Origin of the sequence: Mesorhizobium sp. M2A.F.Ca.ET.067.02.1.1, from assembly GCF_004023285.1 — a bacterium.
Taxonomy (GTDB): Bacteria; Pseudomonadota; Alphaproteobacteria; order Rhizobiales; family Rhizobiaceae; genus Mesorhizobium.
Map to the genome: position 1 here is coordinate 1 of NZ_RZSB01000606.1, position 3,708 is coordinate 3,708.

Annotated in this window: 5 protein-coding genes; 4 read left to right on the top strand and 1 reads right to left on the bottom strand. The window is 64.4% G+C overall.

The genetic code is table 11. The annotated features are described in order from the left end of the window. The coding region (locus EOA28_RS28480; protein ID WP_128315520.1) for an MFS transporter at nucleotides 1–857 on the top strand (857 nt) is incomplete at its 5' end. On the opposite strand, the gene EOA28_RS28485 is transcribed toward EOA28_RS28480, so the two are convergent. Next, nucleotides 826–2,016 carry an aromatic ring-hydroxylating dioxygenase subunit alpha gene (locus EOA28_RS28485; RefSeq protein WP_127253131.1) on the bottom strand — a complete coding sequence of 397 codons (1,191 nt, stop codon included), beginning with the start codon at nucleotides 2,014–2,016 and terminating at the stop codon, nucleotides 826–828. The genes EOA28_RS28480 and EOA28_RS28485 overlap by 32 nt on opposite strands. A 101-nt stretch (nucleotides 2,017–2,117) precedes the next feature. On the opposite strand from EOA28_RS28485, the gene EOA28_RS28490 reads away from it, so the two are divergent. From EOA28_RS28490 to EOA28_RS28500, 3 genes are all read left to right on the top strand, one after another. Further along, entirely contained in the window at nucleotides 2,118–2,804 is a 687-nt protein-coding gene (locus EOA28_RS28490) for a gamma-glutamylcyclotransferase (protein ID WP_127386207.1), read from the top strand. Nucleotides 2,805–2,936: 132 nt separating this feature from the next. Next, entirely contained in the window at nucleotides 2,937–3,482 is a 546-nt protein-coding gene (gene cobU / locus EOA28_RS28495) for a bifunctional adenosylcobinamide kinase/adenosylcobinamide-phosphate guanylyltransferase (protein WP_127252819.1), read from the top strand. Between the two features lies 1 nt (nucleotide 3,483). Then, a partial coding sequence (locus tag EOA28_RS28500) for a cob(I)yrinic acid a,c-diamide adenosyltransferase (RefSeq protein WP_189342224.1) occupies nucleotides 3,484–3,708 on the top strand: 225 nt, incomplete at its 3' end.

The following is a 3,708-nucleotide window of genomic DNA, read 5'->3' on the forward strand; positions in this document are numbered from 1 at the left end:
TCATGGGGGCGAGCGCGCTGTCGATCACGCTCAACCTCTACATCATGGACCACATCCGCAAGACCGACTTCATGCAGGCGGAATCGCTGCGCATGGCCTGGTCGATGTTTGCCTGGACTGGCGGGCCGACGCTCGGCATCTTCCTTTACACGCATTTCGGCATCTATGCCGCGCATGGCGCGGTCGTGGTCTTTGCCTTCGCGCTGCTTTGCCTGTTCTGGTTCTACCGGTTGAGCGACAACCAGTCGATCCGGCCCGGCAAGTCGCGTCCCGGCAATCCGCTCGCCAATATCGGCCGCTTCGTGAAGCAGCCGAGGCTCTGGCTTGCATGGCTGATCGCCTTCGGCCGCTCCTGCTTCTGGACGACGTTCTTCGTCTACGGCCCGCTGTTCATGGTGATCACCGGCGAGGGCAAGCTTGCCGGGGGCCTGCTGGTTTCAGCCGGCAATGCGCTTCTGTTCATGGCGATCTTCTGGGGCAGGGCCGGCAGGCGTTTCGGCGGGCGCCGGGTCATGACCTTCGCCTATTTCGCCATGGCGGCCATGCTGTTCGCGGCAGGCGGTATCGGCGAGGCCGCTCCGCTGCTCACGGCCGCGCTGCTGCTCTTCGGCGCGCTCTTCACCATCGCCCTCGACGCGCTCGGCTCAACCGCCTTCATGCGCTCGGTTCGTTCGTACGAGAAGGCGCAGATGGCGGCGGTCTATCGCACCTATCTCGATTTCTCCGAGCTGACGCCGCCGCTCGTCTATTCGGTGGTGCTCACCTTCTTCGGCCTGGGATCGGTGTTCGTCACGCTCGGCATCCTGGCGGCCTTCTGCGGCTTCGTCACCTGGCGCTATCTGCCAAAGGCGTTTTGAACGCCGCGTGACAGCCGCGTACCCAGTTGTGGAAGCGGTGCAGCTCGTATTCTTCCGGCATCAGCACGCCGACTTCGTGGCGTATCGAGCGCAGGCCTTTCTGGTTGACCTCGCAGATCGCGGCGTCTTCCTCCAGCACCTGCGTGCCGAAGGCGACGATGTTGTCGATATCGGTCTTTCCCAGCGCTTCCGGCGCGAACAGCCATTCCGCGGTGAGCTCGGTCTGCTCTGGGCCGAGCGGGGCGAGCCGCACGGTGCGCATGTAGTCGACATGTGCGACGATGAACATCGAGGGCAATGAGGTCGCATAGATCTGGCCCGCGGCGCGTTCGGCCGGGGTCAGGCTCGGGAAGACCGGGCCATGGACGTGGCCGTCGCGCGACCAGGTTTCGGCGCCGGCGCGCAGGCGGCCGGAAAATTCCGGATCGTCATCGTCGGCGTGGCGCGCCCATTCGGGATCGTCATGCCTTGCCATCAGGCCGCGGCCGTAGATCGGCACCAGCCGCGACAGATCCTTGTGCACGCCCGGGCAGTGCAGGCACTCGTTGAAGTTCTCCCAGAAGATCTTCCAGTTGCAATTCATCACCTTGGTGAGCCGGTGGCCGGTGATGAGCGTTTCCAGCGGCCAATTGGAAAGATCGCCGGAGGCGCGATCGAACGAGCTTTCCGCCGAGCCTTCGGGCTCCTTGGCGAGGTTGATGAAGACGAAGCCGCGCCAGAGCGAGAGCGCCACGCGATAGAGCGGATAGTCGGCCTTGTCGAAGCCCTCGGGCAGCGATTTCGACGGCACGCGCACGAGATCGCCGCGCAGCGAATAGGACCATGCGTGGTAGGGGCAGGTCAGCAGCCTGGCCTTCAGCCGCCCGGCGCTGTCCTGGCAAAGCTGCGAGCCGCGATGCCGGCAGGTGTTGTGGAAGGCGCGCAAGGCCCCGGTCTCGTCGCGCAGAACTAAGATTTCCTGGCTGCCGATGCGGACCGTTCGGAAGGCAAGCGGCTCGGCGAGATCGGCCTCTCGGCAGACCATCAGCCAGTTTCGGTACCAGATGGCGTCCAGATCGCACCGGTAGGCGTCGGCATCCCAATAGGCCGCCGACGGCAAGGTCGGCTGGAGGCTGGTCAGGCCGTTGTAAGGATCGCGTTCGCTCGGATTGGGCTGCATCGGCTTCTCCGGTGACGACAGCCGACACCCGGGCAAAGCTGTTGTCAATTGCCGGCCCTCGCGGATTGTAGCGCCGGCGCAGGAACCTTAAGGTCGCGCGCATGCTGCCAAGAACCATGTCGCTTACCGAGGAACTGGTCGCCCGCTGCTTTCGCGTTGTCGAGGACAGCGGGCCCGATCCTGACGCCGAGCATCTGGATGACGCGGACTATGACGCTATGGTGCGCATGCTGGAGGCTCAGCTTCCCGAGAACGAACCGCTCTGGCTGTTTGGCTACGGCTCGCTGATCTGGAAGCCCGAGATCGAGCATGTCGAGGAGCGGGTCGCTCTGCTGCGCGGCTGGCACAGGTCCTTCTGCATGAAGATGACGCGTTGGCGCGGCACCAAGGAAAGCCCGGGCCTGATGATGGCGCTGGACCGTGGCGGACAATGCAAGGGCGTCGCCTTTCGGCTCGGCGATGGCGACCGGCGCGAGCAACTCGACAGGCTGCTGCGGCGAGAGGTGACGCTGAAGCCGACCAGCTATCATCCGCGCTTGATCAATATGATGAGCGATGCCGGTCCGTTGCGGGCGCTGGCCTTCGTTATCAACCGGCAGGGTACTACCTATGCCGGCCCGCTCACCGAGGAGGATGTTGTCGAGAGGCTCGCGACGTCCTGCGGCCACTGGGGCTCGGGCGCCGACTATCTTTACAACACCGTGAGGAATCTCGAGCTGCGCGGTATCCACGACGCTCATTTGTGGCGGCTGCAGCAGCTGGTCGCGGCGCGGATCGCCGCCTCTTAGCGCCGAGACGCTTGCCGCAATCGCGCCGGGACACGGCGGAAATTGGTTTGCCGGTGGTTGTGCTTCTGCCTAAAGTCGCGCCCCGTCAGCCGTTGGCTGCCGCAAGATTTCATCTAAGGACCAAGACAGCGAATGACCGGCGCGACAGCCGCGAGCGGCAACAAAGCTTCCGATCGCAAATTAACTTTGGTCTTGGGCGGTGCGCGCTCGGGCAAGAGTTCGCATGCCGAGAGCCTCACGATCGCCCATCCGTCGCCCTGGGCCTACATCGCCACGGCGCAGGCCTATGACGACGAGATGCGTGAGCGCATCGCGCTGCATCGGTCGCGGCGTGGCGAGGGCTGGGTCACCGTCGATGCGCCGCTCGACCTGGTGGGCGCGATCGAAGCCTTGCCGGATCACCAGTCGGTTCTGATCGATTGCCTGACTTTGTGGCTCACCAATCACATGCTGGCCGAACATGATGTCGAGGCCGAATGCCGGCAGCTGGCGGATGTGCTGTCGCGGCCGCGCGGGCCATGGTTCGTGGTTTCCAACGAAGTCGGGCTCGGCATCGTGCCCGACAATGCACTGGCGCGCCGTTTCCGCGATGCTGCCGGACGGCTCAACCAGCAGGTCGCGGCGGTGGCCGACAATGTGCTGATGATGGTGGCGGGGCTGCCGCTCAAGGTGAAATGACATGGTCGAAGACAAGATGATTAACGAGGGGGACGCCGAGCGCCATCGCGCCAAGATGGCCAAGCGCAAGGCGGTGCAGGATGCCGAGGTTGCCGGCAAGACGATCGAGAAAGGACTGCTGATCGTCAACACCGGGCCGGGCAAGGGCAAGACCACTGCCGCCTTCGGCCTGGCGCTGAGGATGCTGGGTTACGGCAAGCGCGTCGGCGTCGTCCAGTTCATCAAG

Excerpts from the sequence above, each read along its gene's own strand:
- cobU (WP_127252819.1), top strand. The coding sequence starts at position 2,937 with ATGACCGGCGCGACAGCCGCGAGCGGCAACAAAGCTTCCGATCGCAAA.
- EOA28_RS28490 (WP_127386207.1), top strand. The coding sequence starts at position 2,118 with ATGCTGCCAAGAACCATGTCGCTTACCGAGGAACTGGTCGCCCGCTGC.
- EOA28_RS28485 (WP_127253131.1), bottom strand. The coding sequence starts at position 2,016 with ATGCAGCCCAATCCGAGCGAACGCGATCCTTACAACGGCCTGACCAGC.